The organism is Pseudomonas rustica (assembly GCF_049959085.1).
Taxonomy (GTDB): domain Bacteria; phylum Pseudomonadota; class Gammaproteobacteria; order Pseudomonadales; family Pseudomonadaceae; genus Aquipseudomonas; species Aquipseudomonas rustica.
Window position 1 is genome coordinate 5,472,112 of the sequence record NZ_CP188200.1, and the last position, 21,065, is coordinate 5,493,176.

1 protein-coding gene is annotated in these 21,065 nt (G+C 61.7%); it reads left to right on the forward strand.

Going from position 1 to position 21,065, the window contains the following annotated elements:
• The first annotated feature begins 248 nt into the window (after positions 1-248).
• Positions 249-20,981: an immunoglobulin-like domain-containing protein gene (locus tag ACP3TY_RS24885; protein ID WP_426618715.1), complete on the forward strand. Its 20,733-nt coding sequence runs from the start codon at positions 249-251 to the stop codon at positions 20,979-20,981.
• Positions 20,982-21,065 lie beyond the last annotated feature (84 nt).

Below are 21,065 nucleotides of genomic sequence, written 5' to 3' on the forward strand. Positions count from 1 at the left end.
GATCACACGCTGAAGGACGGGTCGCCGCGGAAATATCAATGTGACATTACTGGGGCGATTGTTTAGGATGGCACCCAGAAGGTCAATAGTTTGGCATAAAGTTAATAGCGAAAGAATCTAGCCAAATTATTGACGATTAGACGCGTCAAACTTGCTACGCAAAATTTAAAAGTACGTCCAGACTGAATCGGCGCCCATGCCATCAGGTCCATGGAAGTCAACTGAACGTGACACCCGGAGAGTCTTCAATGAGCAGTGTTGTTGCCATCGTCAAAAGCATTGTTGGTCAGGTATTCGTGGTGTCACCAGAGGGCGTGCGTCGCGTACTCGTTGAAGGCGATCGCCTGTTTGTCGGCGACCAGATCGACACCGGCCTCTCCGGCGCCGTGTCGCTTGAATTGGCAGATGGCCGCACCCTCGACCTCGGTCGCGAAACGCAGTGGAGCGCCAACGCGCCCGACTCCAGCACTGACCTGGCTGAAGCCACCGCGCAGGCAGCGCCGTCGGTAGAAGAATTGCAGCAAGCCATCGCCGCCGGTGTCGACCCGACGACCGCCCTCGACGCCACCGCTGCCGGCCCAAGCGCCGCAGGCACTGGCGGTGCTGCCGGTGGTGGCCACAGTTTCGTGATGCTCGACGCCACCGCTGGCCGCGTTGACCCGACGATTGGCTTCCCGACCGCAGGCATCAACGCTGCCGGGCAGACCACGCAAGACATCACCGGCGGGCAGACCACCGACACCACCACGAATGCCCTGCGCGATTCGACCCTGAGCGTCAGCGCCACACCGACCATCACCGAAGCCGGTGGCGTGCTGGTGTACACCGCGACGCTGACCCAGGCGCCGCTGACCGACCTGACCATCACCTTGTCCAACGGCGCGGTGATTGTGGTTCCGGCCGGTTCGACCACGGGCACCGTCAACGTGCCGCTGGCGCCGAACGACACTGTTTATAACGACTCGACCCAGATCGACGTGACCGTCACCGGCACCACCGGCGGCAACGGCATCACCGTAACCCCGCCGACCGTCCCGGCCACGACCCAGGTCACCGACACCATCGACACCACCACCGTCACTTTGACGGCGGGCACGAACGTCACCGAAGGCGGCCAGATCACCTACACCGCGACCCTGACCAACCCGGCGCAAACCCCGGTGACCGTCACCCTGTCGAACGGCTCGACCATCACCATTGGCGCGGGCCAGACCACCGGCACCGTCAACGTGCCAACGCCGCCGAACGACGTCTATAACAACGGCAGCACCGTCACCACCACCATCACTGGTGCGACTGGCGGCAACTTCGAAAATCTGGTGCCGAACCCGACGCCAGCGACCACCACCATTACTGATTCGGTGGACACCACCACGGTCACGCTGACCGCTGGCTCGACCGTCACCGAAGGCGGTCAGATCACCTACACCGCGACCCTGACCAACCCGGCGCAAACCCCGGTCACCGTCACTCTGTCGAACGGCTCGACAATCACCATCGAAGCCGGCCAGACCTCGGGCGTCGTCAACGTGCCGACCCCTGCCAATGACGTCTACAACAACGGCAGCACTGTCAGCACCACGATTACCGGCACCACCGGTGGCAACTTCGAAAATCTGGTGCCGAACCCGACGCCAGCGACCACCACCATTACCGATTCGGTGGACACCACCACGGTCACTCTGACCGCTGGCTCGACCGTCACCGAAGGCGGTCAGATCACTTACACCGCGACCCTGACCAACCCGGCGCAGACGCCGGTGACCGTCACCCTGTCGAACGGCTCGACCATTACCATCGAAGCCGGCCAGACCACTGGCGTCGTCAACGTGCCGACAGCGGCCAATGACGTCTACAACAACGGCAGCACCGTCACCACCACCATCACTGGTGCCACCGGTGGCAACTTCGAAAATCTGGTGCCGAACCCGACGCCGGCAGTAACCACCATCACCGATTCGATCGACACCACCACGGTCACCCTGACCGCTGGCTCGACCGTCACCGAAGGCGGTCAGATCACCTACACCGCGACCCTGACCAACCCGGCGCAAACCCCGGTCACCGTCACTCTGTCGAACGGCTCGACGATCACCATCGAAGCCGGCCAGACCACTGGCGTCGTCAACGTGCCGACCCCAGCCAACGACGTCTATAACAACGGCAGCACCGTCAGCACCACGATTACCGGCACCACCGGTGGCAACTTCGAAAACCTGGTGCCGAATCCGACGCCAGCAGTGACCACCATCACCGATTCGGTCGACACCACCACCGTCACCCTGACGGCGGGGACGAATGTCACCGAAGGCGGCCAGATCACTTACACCGCGACCCTGACCAACCCGGCGCAAACCCCGGTGACCGTCACTCTGTCGAACGGCTCGACCATCACCATCGAAGCCGGCCAGACCACGGGCGTCGTCAACGTGCCGACCCCGGCCAACGACGTCTACAACAATGGCAGCACTGTCAGCACCACGATCACTGGTGCAACCGGCGGCAACTTCGAAAACCTGGTGCCAAATCCGACGCCAGCAGTAACCACCATCACTGATTCGGTCGACACCACCAACGTCAGCCTCACCGCCACCGGCACCGTCGTCGAAGGTGGCCAGATCACCTACACCGCGACCCTGACCAACGCCGCGCAAACCCCGGTGACGATCACCCTGTCGAACGGTTCGACCATCACCATTGAAGCCGGCAAAACCACCGGCAGCGTCAACGTGCCGACAGCGGCCAACGACGTCTACAACAATGGCAGCACGGTCAGCACCACGATTACCGGCGCAACCGGCGGTAACTTCGAAAACCTGGTGCCGAACACCACGCCAGCGACCACCACGATTACCGATTCGATCGACACCACCAATCTGTCGCTGTCCGCGACCGGCACCGTTGCTGAAGGCGGTTCGATCGTTTACACCGCAACCTTGACCAATCCGGCCGGCACGCCAGTCACCGTGACCCTGAGCAACGGCTCGGTGATCACCATCGACGCCGGCAAAACCACCGGCACCGTGACCGTCGCGGCACCGGCGGATGACGTCTATAAAGACGCCGGCCAAGTCGAAGTCAGCATCAATAACGTCACCGGCGGCAATTTCGAGAACCTGGTGCCGAGCACCGTTCCGGCCGTCACCGAAGTGACCGACACCGTCGACACCTCGACCGTGAAATTGACGGCTGACACCTCGGTGGCTGAAGGCGGCACCGTCACTTACACCGCAACCGTTGGCGCGCCAGTCACCGGCTCGCCGGTTGTCGTGACCTTGGCCAACGGCCAAAACATCACCATCGCGGTCGGCCAAACCACCGGCACCGTGACCACCACCGCGCCGAACGACGCGCTGGCCGGCAACGCGCCGCTGAGCAACTCGATCACCAATGTCAGCGGTGGCAATTACGAAAATCTGGTCGCCGACAAAACTCCGGTCTCCACTAACGTCACCGATGTTGCCGACACCACCAACCTGTCGCTCAGCGCCACCGGTTCTGTGGCTGAAGGCGGTTCGATCGTTTACACCGCAACCCTGACCAACCCGGCCGGCACACCGGTGACCGTGACCCTGTCGAACGGCTCGGTGATCACCATCGAAGCGGGCAAAACCACCGGCACCGTGACCGTCGCTGCGCCTGCCGATGACGTCTATAAAGACGCCGGCAAAGTCGAAGTCAGCATCGACAACGCCACTGGCGGCAACTTCGAGAATCTGGTGCCGAGCACTGTTCCGGCTGTCACCGAAGTGACCGACACCCTCGACACGTCGACCGTCAAACTGACCGCTGACACCACCGTGGCTGAAGGCGGCACCGTCACCTACACCGCAACCGTTGGCGCGCCGGTCACCGGTTCGCCTGTCGTCGTGACCTTGGCCAATGGCCAAACCATCACCATCGCGGTCGGCCAGACCACCGGCACCGTAACCGCCACTGCACCGAACGATGCGCTGACCGGCCATGCGCCGCTGACCACGTCGATCACTGAGGTTTCCGGCGGTAACTACGAAAATCTGGTGGCTGACAAAACTCCTGTCAGCACCACCGTCACCGACACTACCGACACCACCAATCTGTCCCTCAGCGCCACCGGCACTGTGGCTGAAGGCGGTTCGATCGTTTACACCGCGACCCTGACCAACGCTGCCGGCTCGCCCGTCACCGTAACCTTGTCGAACGGCGCCGTGATCACCATCGAGGCTGGTAAAACCACCGGCACCGTGACCGTCGCTGCGCCTGCCGATGACGTCTACAAAGACGCCGGCAAAGTCGAAGTGAGCATCAAGGACGCCACCGGCGGCGACTTCGAGAACCTCGTTCCGAGCACCACGCCAGCCGTCACCGACGTGACCGACACCATCGACACCTCGACCGTGAAACTGACCGCGACCGAGACCGCTGCTGAAGGCGGCACCGTCACTTACACCGCGACCGTCGGCGCGCCAGTCACCGGTTCGCCGGTCATCGTGACCCTGGCCAACGGTCAGACCATCACCATCGCCGTCGGCCAGACCACCGGCACCGCGACCGCCACCGCACCGAACGATGCGTTGACCGGTCACGCACCGCTGACCAACTCGATCACCGAGGTGAGCGGCGGCAACTACGAAAATCTGGTGGCTGACAAAACTCCGGTCAGCACCACCGTGACCGACACCACTGACACCACCAACCTGACGCTCAGCGCCACCGGTACCGTGGCTGAAGGCGGTTCGATCGTTTACACCGCGACCCTGACCAACGCAGCAGGTTCGCCAGTCACCGTGACCCTGAGCAACGGCTCGGTAATCACCATCGACGCTGGCAAAACCACCGGCACCGTGACCGTCGCTGCGCCTGCCGATGACGTCTATAAAGACGCCGGCAAAGTCGAAGTGAGCATCAAGGACGCCACCGGCGGCGACTTCGAGAACCTCGTTCCGAGCACCACGCCTGCCGTCACCGACGTGACCGACACCATCGACACCTCGACCGTGAAACTGACCGCGACCGAGACTGCGGCTGAAGGCGGCACCGTCACTTACACCGCGACTGTTGGTGCGCCAGTGACCGGCTCGCCTGTCGTCGTGACCCTGGCTAACGGTCAGAGCATCACTATCGCTGTCGGCCAAACCACCGGCACCGTGTCGACCACCGCACCGAACGACGTGCTGGCCGGCCACGCGCCGCTGACCAACTCGATCACCAATGTCAGCGGCGGCAACTACGAAAATCTGGTCGCCGACAAAACCCCGGTCAGCACCGCCGTGACCGACACCGTCGACACCACCACCGTTTCGCTGACCGCCACCGGCAACGTCAATGAAGGCGGGCAGATCGTCTACACCGCGACGCTGACCAACCCGGCCGGCACCCCGGTGACCGTGACCCTGAGCAACGGTTCGACCATCACCATCGACGCCGGCAAGACCACCGGCACCGTGACCGTTCCTGCGCCAGCCGATGACGTCTACAAAGATGCCGGCAAAGTCGAAGTGACCATCAAGGGCACCGACGGCGGTAACTTCGAAAGCCTGGTGGCCAATCCGACGCCAGCGGTGACCAACGTTGCCGACACGATCAACACCACGCACCTGACCCTCAGCGCTGAAAGCTATGTGCTCGAAGGCACGTCGATCACCTACACCGCGACCCTGACCAACGCCGCGCAAACGCCGGTGACCGTCAACCTGAGCAACGGCCAGACCATCACCATCGAGGCTGGCAAAACCAGCGGTTCGGTGACCATCGCCGCGCCGAGCGACGACGTGTACAAAGACGTCAGCAAGCTCACCGTGACCATGACCGATGCCACCGGCGGCAACTTCGAAAAACTCGACGTCAGCAAGACCCCGGTCAGCACCACCGTCAATGACACCGTCGACAAAACCACGCTGACCCTCAGCGCCAACGACACCGTCAGCGAAGGTGGCCAGATCACCTACACCGCGACCCTGAGCAATCCGGCCGGCACCGCCATGACTGTGACCCTGGCCAACGGCGCAGTGATCAACATTGCCGCCGGTGCGACCAGCGGTTCGGTGAATTTCGCCGCGCCTGCCAATACCCCTTACATCGACGGCGGCAAAGTACAGACCGCGATTGCCAGCCACAGCGGCGGCAACTTCGAGCAGGTTGATGCCAACCGTTCGGCGGTGGTCACCACCGTCACCGACACCACCGACACCACCAATATCAGCCTGAGCGCCACCGGTTCGGTCGCCGAGGGCGGTTCGATCGTCTACACCGCGAGCCTGACCAACGCGGCCGGCACGGCGATGACCGTGACCCTGAGCAACGGCGCGGTGATCAACATCGCCAAAGGCGCGACCTCTGGCACCGCCACCGTCGCCGCACCGGGCGATGACGTCTACAAGGACGCCGGCAAGGTCGACGCGAGCATCACCAAAACCACGGGCGGCAACTTCGAGAACCTGGTGGTCGACAAGACTCCAGCGGTCACCGACGTCACCGACACCATCGACAACAGCACCGTTTCGCTGACCGCCACCGCCGCCACCGTTGAAGGCGGCGTGGTGGTTTACACCGCATCCGTGACCGCTCCGGTTACCGGCGCGCCGGTTGTCGTGACCCTGTCCAACGGCCAGACCATCACCATTCCGGTCGGCGCCAGCAGCGGCAGCGTCAACTTCACCGCACCGAACGATGCACTGGCTGGCGGCAACACGCTGAGCGTGAAAATCGACGGCACCAGCGGCGGCAACTACGAAAACCTCGTCGCAGATAAAACCCCGGCCGTAACGTCGGTGACCGACACCGTCGACACCACCAACCTGTCGCTGAGCGCGACCGGCACCGTGGCTGAGGGTGGTTCGATTGTTTACACCGCAACCCTGACCAACCCGGCCGGCACCCCCGTTACCGTGAACTTGTCGAACGGTTCGACCATCACCATCGAAGCGGGCAAAACCACCGGTTCCGTGACCGTTGCCGCGCCTGCCGATGACGTCTACAAAGACGCCGGCAAAGTCGAAGTGACCATCAAGGACGCCACGGGCGGTAACTTCGAGAACCTCGTTCCGAGCACCACGCCAGCGGTGACCGACGTCACTGACACCATCGACACCTCGACCGTGAAACTGACGGCCGACACCACCGTGGCTGAAGGCGGCACCGTCACTTACACCGCCACTGTCGGCGCGCCGGTTACCGGTTCGCCAGTCGTGGTGAACCTGGCCAACGGCCAAAGCATCACCATCGAAGTCGGCAAAACCACCGGCACCGTGACCTTCACCGCACCAAACGATGCGCTGACCGGTCAGGCTTCGCTGACCAACTCGATCACCGGCGTGACCGGCGGCAACTACGAAAATCTGGTCGCCGACAAAACCCCGATCACCACCACCGTGACCGACACCACCGACACCACCAACCTGTCGCTCAGCGCCACCGGTTCTGTGGCCGAGGGTGGTTCGATCATCTACACCGCGACCCTGACCAACGCTGCAGGCTCGCCAGTCACCGTGACCCTGTCGAACGGCTCGGTGATCACCATCGAGGCCGGTAAAACCACCGGCACCGTGACCGTTGCAGCGCCAGCCGATGATGTCTACAAAGACGCCGGCAAAGTCGAAGTGACCATCAAGGACGCCACCGGCGGTAACTTCGAGAACCTCGTTCCGAGCACCACGCCAGCCATCACTGACGTCACTGACACCATCGACACCTCGACCGTCAAACTGACCGCCACCGAGTCTGCTGCTGAAGGTGGCACCGTCACCTACACCGCGACCGTCGGCGCGCCAGTCACCGGTTCGCCTGTCGTCGTGACCTTGGCCAACGGCCAGAACATCACTATCGAAGTGGGTAAAACCACCGGCACCGTCACCACCATCGCACCGAACGACGCGCTGAACGGCCACACGCCGCTGACCAACGCGATCACTGACGTGAGCGGCGGCAACTACGAGAATCTGGTCGCCGACAAAACCCCGGTTTCGACCACCGTCACCGACACCGTCGACACCACCGATCTGACGCTGAGCGCGACCGGCACCGTCGCCGAGGGCGGTTCGATTGTTTACACCGCGACCCTGACCAACCCGGCCGGCACGCCGGTAACCGTGAACCTCTCGAACGGTTCGACCATCACCATCGAAGCGGGCAAAACCACGGGCACCGTGACCGTTGCCGCGCCAGCCGATGACGTCTACAAAGACGCCGGCAAAGTCGAAGTGACCATCAAGGACGCCACGGGCGGTAACTTCGAGAACCTCGTTCCGAGCACCACGCCAGCCATCACTGACGTCACTGACACCATCGACACCTCGACCGTCAAACTGACCGCTACCGAGACCGCTGCTGAAGGTGGCACCGTCACCTACACCGCGACCGTCGGCGCGCCAGTCACCGGTTCGCCGGTTGTCGTGACCTTGGCTAATGGTCAGAACATCACCATCGAAGTGGGTAAAACCACCGGCACCGTGAGCACTACCGCGCCGAACGATGCGTTGACCGGTCATGCTCCGCTGACCAACTCGATCACCAACGTGTCCGGCGGCAACTACGAAAATCTCGTTGCCGACAAAACCCCGGTCAGCACCACCGTGACCGACACCACCGACACCACCAACCTGTCGCTCAGCGCCACCGGTTCTGTGGATGAAGGCGGCCAGATCACCTACACCGCAACCCTGACCAACGCTGCTGGCAGCCCGGTAACCGTGACCCTGAGCAACGGCTCGGTGATCACCATCGACGCTGGCAAAACCACCGGCACCGTGACCGTCGACGCACCGAAAGATGACGTCTACAAAGACGCCGGCACTGTTGAAGCGACCATCAAAGGCGCAACCGGTGGCGATTTCGAAAACCTCGTCACCAGCACCGCCCCGGCCGTCACCACCGTCAACGACACCATCAACACCTCCACCGTGTCGCTGTCCGCCACCGCCAACGTCGCCGAAGGCGAAACCGTGGTCTACACCGCGACCGTTACCGCGCCAGTCACTGGCTCGCCGGTTGTCGTCAACCTGTCCAACGGCCAGACCATCACCATCGCCGTCGGTGAAACCACCGGCACGGTGAACTACGTTGCGCCGAACAGCCCATTGGCCGGCGGCAGCTCGCTGAGCGTGACCATCGACGGCGCCACTGGTGGCAACTACGAAAAACTCGCGGTCGACGGCAAGTCCGCCGACACCGCGGTTTCGGACACCAACGACACCACCAACCTGAACCTGACCGCGACCGACTCGGTGGCTGAAGGTGGTTCAATCGTTTACACCGCGACCCTGACCAACGCCGCCGGTACTCCGGTGACCGTGACCCTGTCGAACGGCGCAGTGATCACCATCGAAGCGGGCAAAACCAGCGGTACCGTGACCGTTGCGGCTCCGGCGGATGACGTTTACAAGGACGCTGGCAAAGTCGAAGCAACCATTTCGACGGCGACTGGCGGCAACTTCGAGAACCTGGTGCCGAGCATCGTTCCGGCCGTGACCAACATCACCGACACCATCGACACCACCACCGTCAAACTGACCGCGACCGAGTCGGCGGCTGAGGGTGGCAACGTTACTTACACCGCGACTGTGGGTGCGCCAGTGACCGGTTCGCCGGTTGTGGTGACCTTGGCCAATGGTCAGAACATCACGATTGAAGTGGGTAAAACTACCGGTACCGTGACCACTACTGCGCCTAACGATGCACTGACTGGCCATGCTGCGCTGACCAATGCAATTACCGACGTTTCTGGCGGCAACTACGAAAATCTGGTGGCCGATAAGACGCCGGTTTCGACCAACGTTACTGATACCGTCGACACCACTAACCTGTCGTTGTCCGCGACCGGTTCCGTGGCTGAAGGTGGCTCGATTGTTTACACCGCGACATTGACTAACGCTGCTGGCTCGCCAGTGACCGTGACACTGTCGAACGGTGCTGTGATCACTATCGAAGCTGGCAAAACCAGCGGCAACGTCACCGTCGCTGCACCTGCCGATGACGTCTACAAAGACGCCGGCAAAGTTGAAGCGACCATTTCTACCGCAACCGGTGGCGACTTCGAAAAACTGGTACCGAGCACTGTTCCAGCTGTTACCGAAGTGACTGACACCATCGACACCTCGACCGTGAAACTGACCGCGACCGAGTCCGCTGCTGAAGGTGGTGCGGTTGTTTACACCGCTACTGTTGGCGCGCCTGTGACTGGTTCGCCAGTTGTAGTGACCTTGGCCAACGGCCAGAACATCACGATTGAAGTGGGCAAAACCACTGGCACCGTGACCTTCACCGCGCCAAACGATGCGTTGACCGGCCACGCGCCGATCACCAACGCGATCACTGGCGTTACCGGCGGCAACTATGAAAATCTGGTAGCCGACAAAACGCCGGTCAGCACAAACGTCACTGATACCGTCGACACCACCAACCTGTCGCTGTCCGCGACTGGCTCCGTGGCTGAAGGTGGTTCGATCATCTACACCGCGACACTGACCAACGCTGCTGGCTCGCCAGTCACCGTGACCCTGTCGAACGGTGCTGTAATCACCATCGAAGCGGGCAAAACTTCCGGCACCGTGTCTGTTCCAGCGCCAGCCGATGACGTCTACAAAGACGCCGGCAAAGTCGAAGCAACCATTTCTGCCGCAACCGGTGGTGACTTCGAAAATCTGGTACCGAGCACTGCTCCAGCCATTACCGAAGTCACCGACACCATCGACACTTCGACCGTGAAACTCAGCGCCTCCGAAACAGCGGCCGAGGGTGGCACCGTCACCTACACCGCGACTGTCGGCGCGCCAGTAACCGGTTCGCCGGTCGTGGTGACCTTGGCCAATGGCCAGAACATCACCATTGAAGTGGGCAAAACCACTGGCACCGTAACGTTCACCGCGCCAAACGATGCGTTGACCGGTCATGCGCCGATCACCAACGCAATCACTGACGTGACCGGCGGCAACTACGAAAATCTGGTGGCCGACAAAACTCCGGTCAGCACCAACGTTACAGATACCGTCGACACCACTAATCTGTCGCTGAGCGCGACCGGTTCTGTGGCTGAAGGTGGTTCGATTGTTTACACCGCGACATTGACCAACGCTGCTGGCTCGCCAGTCACCGTGACCCTGTCGAACGGCGCCGTGATCACCATCGAAGCCGGTAAAACTTCGGGCAACGTCACCGTCGCTGCACCTGCCGATGACGTCTACAAAGATGCTGGCAAAGTTGAAGCGACCATTTCTACCGCAACCGGTGGCGACTTCGAAAAACTGGTACCGAGCACTGTTCCAGCTGTTACCGAAGTGATCGACACGATCGATACCTCGACCGTCAAACTCAGCGCTTCCGAAACAGCGGCCGAGGGTGGCACCGTCACCTACACCGCGACTGTCGGCGCGCCAGTAACCGGTTCGCCGGTCGTGGTGACCTTGGCCAATGGCCAGAACATCACCATTGAAGTGGGCAAAACCACTGGCACCGTAACGTTCACCGCGCCAAACGATGCGTTGACCGGTCATGCGCCGATCACCAACGCAATCACTGACGTGACCGGCGGCAACTACGAGAACCTGGTGGCTGATAAGACGCCGGTTTCGACCAACGTTACCGATACCGTCGACACCACCAATCTGTCGCTGTCCGCGACTGGCTCCGTGGCTGAAGGTGGTTCGATCATCTACACCGCAACCCTGACCAACGCTGCTGGCTCGCCAGTCACCGTGACTCTGTCGAACGGCGCCGTGATCACCATTGAAGCGGGCAAAACTTCGGGCAATGTGACCGTCGCTGCACCTGTCGATGACGTTTACAAAGACGCCGGCAAAGTCGAAGCAACCATTTCTGCCGCAACCGGTGGTGACTTCGAAAAACTGGTACCGAGCACTGTTCCAGCTGTTACCGAAGTGACTGACACCATCGACACCTCGACCGTGAAACTCAGCGCCTCCGAAACAGCAGCCGAGGGTGGCACCGTCACCTACACCGCGACTGTCGGCGCGCCAGTGACCGGTTCACCTGTCGTCGTCACCCTGGCCAACGGTCAGAACATTACGATTGAAGTGGGTAAAACCACTGGCACCGTGACCTTCACTGCGCCGAACGATGCGTTGACCGGTCATGCGCCGATCACCAACGCGATCACTGACGTGACTGGCGGCAACTACGAAAATCTCGTTGCTGATAAAACTCCGGTTTCGACCAACGTTACCGACACCGTCGACACTACTAACCTGTCGCTGAGCGCGACCGGTTCTGTGGCTGAAGGCGGTTCGATTGTTTACACCGCGACATTGACCAACGCTGCTGGCTCGCCAGTCACCGTGACCCTGTCGAACGGTGCCGTGATCAACATCGAAGCTGGTAAAACCACTGGCACCGTCACCGTCGCTGCTCCAGCTGACGACGTCTACAAAGACGCCGGCAACGTGCAGGCCACCATCAAAACCGCCACCGGTGGCAGTTTCGAAAACCTGGTAACCAGCACCGCGCCAGCGGTGACCAGCGTCACCGACACCATCGACACTTCGACCGTCAAACTGACGGCCGATACTTCGGTCGCTGAAGGCGGCAACGTCACCTATACCGCCACCGTCGGCGCTCCGGTTACTGGTTCGCCGGTCACCGTAAGCCTGTCCAATGGCCAGAACATCACCATCGAAGTGGGTAAAACCACCGGTACCGTGACCTTCACTGCGCCAAACGATGCGCTGACCGGCCACGCGCCGATCACCAACGCGATTACTGGCGTGACTGGCGGCAACTACGAAAATCTGGTGGCCGACAAAACTCCGGTCAGCACCAACGTCACTGATACCGTCGACACCACCAACCTGTCGCTGTCCGCGACCGGTTCCGTGGCTGAAGGTGGCTCGATTGTTTACACCGCGACACTGACCAACGCTGCTGGCTCGCCAGTCACCGTGACTCTGTCGAACGGCGCTGTGATTACCATCGAAGCCGGCAAAACTTCGGGCAACGTCACCGTCGCTGCACCTGCCGATGACGTCTACAAAGACGCCGGCAAAGTCGAAGCAACCATTTCTGCCGCAACCGGCGGCGACTTCGAAAAACTGGTACCGAGCACTGTTCCAGCCGTTACCGAAGTAACCGACACCATCGACACCTCGACCGTGAAACTGACCGCGACCGAGTCCGCTGCTGAAGGTGGCACCGTCACCTACACCGCGACTGTTGGCGCGCCAGTAACCGGTTCGCCGGTTCTGGTGACCTTGGCCAATGGCCAGAACATCACCATCGAAGTGGGTAAAACCACTGGCACCGTGACCTTCACCGCACCAAACGATGCGTTGACCGGTCATGCGCCGATCACCAACTCGATTACCGGCGTGACTGGCGGCAACTACGAAAATCTGGTGGCTGACAAGACACCGGTTTCGACCAACGTTACCGACACCGTCGACACCACCAATCTGTCGCTGTCCGCGACCGGTTCCGTGGCTGAAGGTGGCTCGATCGTTTACACCGCGACATTGACCAACGCTGCTGGCTCGCCAGTGACCGTGACTCTGTCGAATGGCGCCGTAATCACTATCGAGGCAGGCAAAACTTCGGGCAACGTCACCGTCGCTGCACCTGCCGATGACGTCTACAAAGATGCTGGTAAAGTCGAAGCAACCATCTCCACTGCCACTGGTGGCAACTTCGAAAACCTGGTGCCGAGCACTATTCCGGCGGTCACCCAAGTCACCGACACCATCGACACTTCGACCGTCAAACTGACGGCCGATACTTCGGTCGCTGAAGGCGGCAACGTCACCTATACCGCCACCGTCGGCGCTCCGGTTACTGGTTCGCCGGTCACCGTAAGCCTGTCCAACGGCCAGAGCATCACCATCGAAGTGGGTAAAACCAGCGGCACTGTGACCTTCACCGCACCGAACGATGCGCTGACTGGCCATGCTCCGCTGACCAACGCGATCACTGGCGTAACCGGCGGCAACTACGAAGATCTCGTGGCCGACAAAACTCCGGTTACGACCAATGTGACTGACACTGTCGACACCACCAATTTGTCGCTGTCCGCGACCGGCTCTGTCGCCGAGGGTGGATCGATTGTTTACACCGCGACATTGACCAACGCCGCTGGCTCGCCAGTGACCGTGACCCTGTCGAACGGCGCAGTCATCAACATCGAAGCGGGTAAAACGACCGGCACCGTCACCGTCGCGGCTCCAGCTGACGACGTCTACAAAGACGCCGGCAACGTGCAGGCAACCATCAAAACCGCCACCGGTGGCAGTTTCGAAAACCTGGTGACCAGCACTGCGCCAGCCGTGACCAGCGTGACCGATACCATCGACACGACGACCGTGAAGCTAACCGCAACCGGCACCGCCGCTGAAGGTGGCACCGTCACCTACACCGCGACCGTCGGCGCGCAAGTCACCGGCTCGCCAGTCACCGTGACCCTGGCCAACGGTCAGACCATCACCATCGGCGTGGGCCAGACCACTGGCACTGCAACCACCACTGCGCCAAACGACGTGTTGACCGGTCATGCACCACTGACCAACTCGATCACCAACGTCAGCGGCGGCAACTTCGAGAACCTCGTCGCCGACAAGACGCCAGTCAGCACCACCGTGACCGACACCGTCGATACGACGAACCTGTCGCTCAGCGCTACCAATTCGGTCGCCGAAGGCGGCTCGATCGTCTACACCGCAACCTTGACCAACGCCGCTGGCTCGCCAGTCACCGTGACCCTGTCGAACGGTGCTGTGATCACCATCGACGCCGGCAAAACCACTGGCACCGTCACCGTCGCTGCTCCAGCTGACGACGTCTACAAAGACGCCGGCAACGTGCAGGCCACCATCAAAACCGCCACCGGTGGCAGTTTCGAAAATCTGGTTACCAGCACTGCGCCAGCCGTGACAAGTGTCACTGACACCATCGACACCACCACGGTGAAGCTGACGGCCACCGCTACCACAGCTGAAGGCGGCAACGTCACCTATACCGCCACCGTCGGCGCTCCGGTTACTGGTTCGCCGGTCACCGTAAGCCTGTCCAACGGCCAGAGCATCACCATCGAAGTCGGCAAAACCACCGGCACTGTGACCTTCACCGCACCGAACGATGCGCTGACTGGCCATGCTCCGCTGACCAACGCGATCACTGGCGTAACCGGCGGCAACTACGAAAATCTCGTGGCCGACAAAACTCCGGTTTCGACCAATGTGACTGACACTGTCGACACCACCAATTTGTCGCTGTCCGCGACCGGCTCTGTCGCCGAGGGTGGATCGATTGTTTACACCGCGACATTGACCAACGCCGCTGGCTCGCCAGTCACCGTGACCCTGTCGAACGGCGCAGTCATCAACATCGAAGCGGGCAAAACCACTGGCTCCGTCACCGTCGCTGCTCCAGCCGACGACGTCTACAAAGACGCCGGCAACGTGCAGGCAACCATCAAAACCTCCACCGGTGGCAGTTTCGAAAATCTGGTGACCAGCACTGCGCCAGCCGTGACCAGCGTGACCGACACCATCGACACCACCACGGTGAAACTGACGGCCACCGCGACAGCGGCCGAAGGTGGCAACGTCGTCTACACGGCAACCGTCGGTGCTCCGGTAACCGGCTCACCAGTCACCGTGACCCTGGCCAACGGTCAGACCATCACCATCCCTGTAGGTCAAACCACTGGCACCGCAACCACCGCCGCACCTAACGACGTGCTGACCGGCCATGCACCACTGACCAACTCGATCACCAACGTCAGCGGCGGCAACTACGAAAACCTCGTGGCCGACAAAACTCCGGTCAGCACCACCGTGACCGACACCGTCGACACGACAAACCTGTCACTCAGCGCTACCAACTCGGTCGCCGAAGGTGGCTCGATCGTTTACACCGCGACATTGAGCAACGCTGCTGGCTCGCCAGTGACGGTGACCTTGTCGAACGGCGCTGTGATCAACATCGAAGCCGGTAAAACCACCGGCACCGTGACCGTCGCTGCTCCGGCGGACGACGTCTATAAAGACGCCGGCACCGTGCAAGCAACCATCAGCAACGCCACCGGTGGCAACTTCGAAAGCCTGGTACCGAGCACCACGCCAGCCGTGACCAGCGTCACCGATACCATCGACACCACCACTGTGAAGTTGACGGCAACGGCGACAGCGGCAGAAGGCGGCAACGTCGTCTACACCGCGACAGTCGGCGCTCCAGTCACCAATTCGCCAGTAATAGTGACTTTGGCCAACGGTCAGACCATCACCATCGACATCGGCAAAACCACTGGCACCGTGACCTCCACTGCGCCAAACGACGCACTGACTGGCCACGCTCCACTGACCAACGCGATCACCAACGTAACCGGCGGCAACTACGAAAACCTCGTAGCCGACAAAACCCCGGTCAGCACCACCGTGACCGACACCATCGACACCACCAACCTGTCGCTGTCCGCGACCGGCACCGTGGCCGAAGGTGGCCAGATCACCTACACAGCAACATTGACCAACGCCGCTGGCTCGCCAGTCACCGTGACCCTGAGCAACGGCTCGGTGATCACCATCGACGCAGGCAAAACCACCGGCACCGTCACCGTGGCTGCTCCGGCGGACGACGTCTACAAAGACGCCGGCAACGTGCAGGCAACCATCAAAACCGCCACCGGTGGCAGCTTCGAAAATCTGGTGACAAGCACCGCCCCAGCCGTGACCAGCGTCACTGACACCATCGACACGACGACCGTGAAGCTAACCGCAACCGGCACCGCCGCTGAAGGTGGCACCGTCACCTACACCGCAACCGTCGGCGCGCAAGTCACCGGCTCGCCAGTGACCGTGACCCTGGCCAACGGTCAGACCATCACCATCGACATCGGCAAAACCACCGGCACCGTGACATCCACTGCGCCAAACGACGCACTGACTGGCCACGCTCCACTGACCAACTCGATCACCAACGTCAGCGGCGGTAACTACGAAAATCTGGTAGCCGACAAAACCCCGGTCAGCACCACCGTGACCGACACCGTCGACACCACCAACCTGTCGCTGTCCGCGACCGGCACCGTGGCCGAGGGTGGCCAGATCACCTACACCGCAACTCTGACCAACGCCGCTGGCTCGCCAGTGACCGTGACCCTGAGCAACGGCTCGGTGATCACCATCGAAGCCGGCAAAACCACCGGCACCGTGACCGTGCCGGCGCCAGCCGACGACGTCTACAAAGACGCCGGCACCGTGCAGGCAACGATCAGCAACGCCACCGGTGGCAGCTTCGAAAACCTGGTGACCAGCAACACGCCAGCCGTGACCAGCGTCACCGACACCATCGACACCACTACCGTCAGCATCACCGGCAGCAGCTCGGTAACCGAAGGCCAGACCGCCAGCTACACCGTCAGCCTGAACCACCCGGCGCAAACCGATGTGACCCTGAAAATCGTCTACAGCGGTACCGCCGCTGACGGTTCGGACTTCACCGGTGTGTACACCGTGAAGATCCCGGCAGGTGCGAGCAGCGCGCAGTTCAACGTCGCCACCATCGATGACAAGATCACCGAAGGCACCGAGAACTTCGTGGTCAAGATCGATTCGGCCACGGGCGGCAACTTCGAGAACCTCGCGATCAGCGCCACCAACGGCAGCGTCAGCACCTCGATCATCGACAACGATGCGCCGCCGGTCATCGATCTGGACGCCAACAACTCCAGCGGCGCCACCGGTGCCGACTACAAGGTGACGTTCACCGAAAACACCCCGGGCGCGGGCGTGTCGATTGCCGACACCGATATCAAGATCACCGACCCGGACAGCACCATGCTCACCGGCGCCACCGTGGTACTGACCAACCGTCAGGACGGCGATGCGCTGAATCTGGGCAACAGCGTCAACGGCATCACCATCAATGCCAACAGCACCAACGGCACCGTCACCCTGACCTTGTCAGGTAATGCGACGCTGGCCGACTACATGCAGGCCATCAAGAACATCAGCTTCACCAACAACAGTGAAGACCCGAGCACCGTGCCGCGCATCATCACCGTCACCGTGACCGATGGCGGCAACTACTCCAACACCGCGACCACCACGGTCAACGTGGTGGCGATCAACGATGCGCCGATCGCCGCACCGAGCAACGTCACCGGCACGGAAGACACGCCGCTGATCCTCGGCTGGTCGACCTTCGGTGTGACGGATGTCGACAGCCCGGCCAGCAGCCTCGGGGTGAAAATCACCCAGCTGCCGGGCGAAGGCAAACTGCAGTATCTGGACGGTTCGACGTGGAAAGACGTCGCCAACAACCAGACCTTCAGCAAGGCCGACATCGACGCGGGCAAACTGCGCTTCATGCCGGATGCCAACGAGTCGGGCGCGAACGGCAATGCTGCGGGCATTGGCGATCAGAAGGCTGATTACGCACAGCTGCAATTCCAGCCAACCGACGGCCAACTGCTGGGCAGCACCGGCACGATCAAGATCGACATCACGCCAGTGGCTGATGCACCGACCGTGAGCGTGGCCGACAACAGCGTGAAGTCCACCGGCCTGATCAAGGAAGTCTGGACCGGCCTGTCGGGCCTCGGCACCAACGGCAACGGCGCCGATGCGACGACGTTGAAAAACGTCATCGACGCCGCCGGCAAACCGAACTCCAGCACCAACGTGACCAACGTGCAGTCCGACGGCAGCGTGACCGCCGGTACCGCATCGAAAACCTCGGGCCTGATTTATCTGGAAGCCGGCAAGAGCTACACCTTCACCGGTATCGGTGATGACAGCCTGCTGGTGACCATTGGCGGTAAAACCGTGGCCTCGACCACGTGGGGCGTGGGCGGCAACCTCAACGGCTCGTTCACCCCGACCACCAGCGGCTACTACACCCTGGATATCTACCACCACAACCAGAGCGGCCCGGGCAGCTATGACGTCAACCTGTCGGTCAACGGCGGCACGGCGATCGACCTGAGCAGCGCTGGCGTGCCGATCTACACCGGTGTGCAGGATCTGGTGAACTCCGGCGTGACCGTTTCCGATCTGCATGGCAGCAACGGCGAAGGCTATTACGACGGCTACAAGCTCAACACCGGCGCCGAAGGCACCAGCGTCAAGTTGTCGGCCGTGACCACGGGCCTGACCGACACCGACGGCTCGGAAACCCTGAGCGTGAAGATCAGCGGCGCACCGGTCGGCTCGGTACTCACCGACGGCGCGGGCCACAGCTTCACCGTCACCGCGACCAGCGGCGACGCCAACGTCACTGGCTGGAGCCTCGGCACCCTGACCGTGACCCCACCGACCTACTACAACGGCCAGTTCAACCTGACCGTGACGTCGACCTCGACCGAAGCGCTGGGCGGTTCGGCCAGCACCACCGCGACCATTCCGGTCACCGTGGTGCCGGCGGTCTATAACGCCATCGTCGGCACTTCGGGCGATGACACCTTCAGCGGCACCGACGGCAACGACATCATGGTCGCTGACATCGGCGGTCTGACCGTGGTGCCGGGCACCAACTACAACATCGCGTTCATGGTCGACAGCTCGGGCAGCATGAGCGCTTCGTCGATCAGCGCGGCCAAGGACTCGCTGACGTCGGTGTTCAACACCCTCAAGCAGAGCCTGGGCGGCAACAACTCGGGCACGGTGAACATTTTCCTTGCGGACTTCGACACCCAGGTGAACAAGTCGGTGTCGGTGAACCTCAACGACCCGAACGCGCTGACGCAGCTCAAAGCCGTACTCGACTCGATGGCGTCCGGCGGCGGCACCAACTACGAGGACGTGTTCAAAACCACGGCCAACTGGTTCCAGAGCGCTGACGCCGTGGCCAACACCGGGGCGAAGAACCTCACGTACTTCATCACCGACGGTCAGCCGACCTACTACCAGAGCGGCGAGCAGACAAACCCGACGCTGTACAACAGCGTGAAGTTCGACAGCGTGGTGACGACCAGCAATTACAAGCTGGGCGATAGCTTCGCCACGTACATCGACAGCACGCACTATCTGAGCATCAGTGCCGCCGGTGCTGCTGTTCTGCAAACGTACAAAAACGGCAGCTGGAACTGGAGCAGCCTGGGCACCGTTCACGCTCAGGGCGACGGCACCTATGAGTTGTCGAACCTGGCGGGCAGCGGCAGCAGCACCAGCACAACCACCACCGACAACTCGACCAGCAGTTTCGCGCTGCTCAGCGGTCTGTCCAACGTTGAAGCCATCGGCCTCAACAGCGGTGTCAGCCTCAATGACCTGAAACCTTACGACTCGGACAAAACGCCACAAACCAACATCGATCCGAAGGATCTTGCCAACTCGATCATCGGCCACACCGAAGCAACCCTGCCGGGTAACGACGCGCTCAGCGGTGGCGACGGCAACGACATCCTGTTCGGCGATCTGGTGAGCTTCAACGGCATTGCCGGCGAGGGTTATCAGGCGATGCAGGCGTTCGTGGCCAAGGAAACCGGGGTCGACGTCAGCAAAGTCACTACCAGCAACGTGCACCAGTACATCACCGAGCACTATCAGGCGTTCGATGTGTCCGGCGCGCATGACGGCAACGACACGCTGTTGGGTGGCGCGGGCAATGACATCCTGTTCGGCTCGGGCGGTAACGACACGCTCGATGGCGGCAAAGGCAATGACATCCTGCTCGGTGGTACTGGCAACGACACGCTGATCGGCGGCTCGGGCAACGACATCCTTATCGGTGGTTCGGGTGCCGACACCTTCGTCTGGAAATCGGGCGACACCGGCAACGACGTGATCAAGGACTTCAAGGCCGCCGACGGTGACCGCATCGACCTGCGCGATTTGCTGCAGGGCGAGACCGGCAGCACCATCGACAACTTCCTGAAGATCACCACGGTCGACGGCACGTCGTCGCTGCAAGTCAGCTCGGCAGGCAAGTTCAACTCGGGCGATGCGGCTGCGGCCACGCCGGACGTGACGATCAAACTGGAAGGCAACAACTGGTCGAGTGCCAACATTCATAACCTGATTGCTGGTAGCGACCCGACCATCAAGGTCGACCACAACAACAGCTGATGCATGAACACAACGGCCGCCCTGATGGGGCGGCCGTCACGTTTACGCCAATCGTCACGGTGACGATTGCGTCGCCGCACCGCA